Here is a 1,102-nt window from a genome sequence, read left to right on the forward strand (position 1 = left end):
TTGAAAAGTGCGGGGATGAGGTGTGGGTAGCGGTGAAATGCCAATCGATTGAAAAGTGCGGGGATGAGGTGTGGGTAGCGGTGAAATGCCAATCGAACCTGGAGATAGCTGGTTCTCCCCGAAATAGCTTTAGGGCTAGCCTCGAGGTTGAGAGTTCTGGAGGTAGAGCACTGATTGGACTAGGGGCCCCCACAGGGTTACCGAATTCAGTTAAACTCCGAATGCCAGCAACTTATACTCGGGAGTCAGACTGCGAGTGATAAGATCCGTAGTCAAGAGGGAAACAGCCCAGACCGCCAGCTAAGGTCCCMAAGTRTAYGTTAAGTGGAAAAGGATGTGGMGYTGCYTAGACARCYAGGATGTTGGCTYAGAAGCAGCCAYCATTYAAAGAGTGCGTAATAGCTCACTAGTCGAGTGGCGCCGCGCCGAAAATGTAACGGGGCTAAACATACCACCGAAGCTGCGGATTCCGTAAGGAATGGTAGGGGAGCGTTCCAAACCGCTGTGAAGCTGTACCGGAAGGAGCAGTGGAGCGYTTRGAAGTGAGAATGCCGGTRTGAGTAGCGAAAAGAGGGGTGAGAATCCCCTCCGTCGAAAGCCCAAGGTTTCCTGAGGAAGGCTCGTCCGCTCAGGGTTAGTCTGGACCTAAGCCGAGGCCGAAAGGCGTAGACGATGGAGAACAGGTTGATATTCCTGTACCRCCKATACAYCGTTTGAACRATGGGGGGACGCAGGAGGATAGTGACGCATGCGGATGGAAGTGCATGTGCAAGTTTCAAGACCGTCTGATTGGCAAATCCGTCAGGCAYMAMAGTCAAGGAACGACGCGGAGTCCCGTAGGGACGTAGGTCACGATTTCACACTGCCAAGAAAAGCCTCTAGTGAGGGGGAAGGCGCCAGTACCGTAAACCGACACAGGTAGGCGAGATGAGAATTCTAAGACGCGCGGGATAACTCTCGTTAAGGAACTCGGCAAAATGGTCCCGTAACTTCGGGAGAAGGGACGCTCTACAYRWGTAGAGCCGCAGTGAATAGGCCCAAACGACTGTTTAGCAAAAACACAGGTCTCTGCTAAATCGCAAGATGACGTATAGGGGCTGAC

1 rRNA gene is annotated in these 1,102 nt (G+C 52.9%); it reads left to right on the top strand.

Features of this window, described 5'->3' with window-relative positions:
- Positions 1-1,102, top strand: a 23S ribosomal RNA gene (locus ASF71_RS04415); the annotation flags it as partial.

Origin of the sequence: Deinococcus sp. Leaf326 (genome assembly GCF_001424185.1) — a bacterium.
Taxonomy (GTDB): Bacteria; Deinococcota; Deinococci; order Deinococcales; family Deinococcaceae; genus Deinococcus.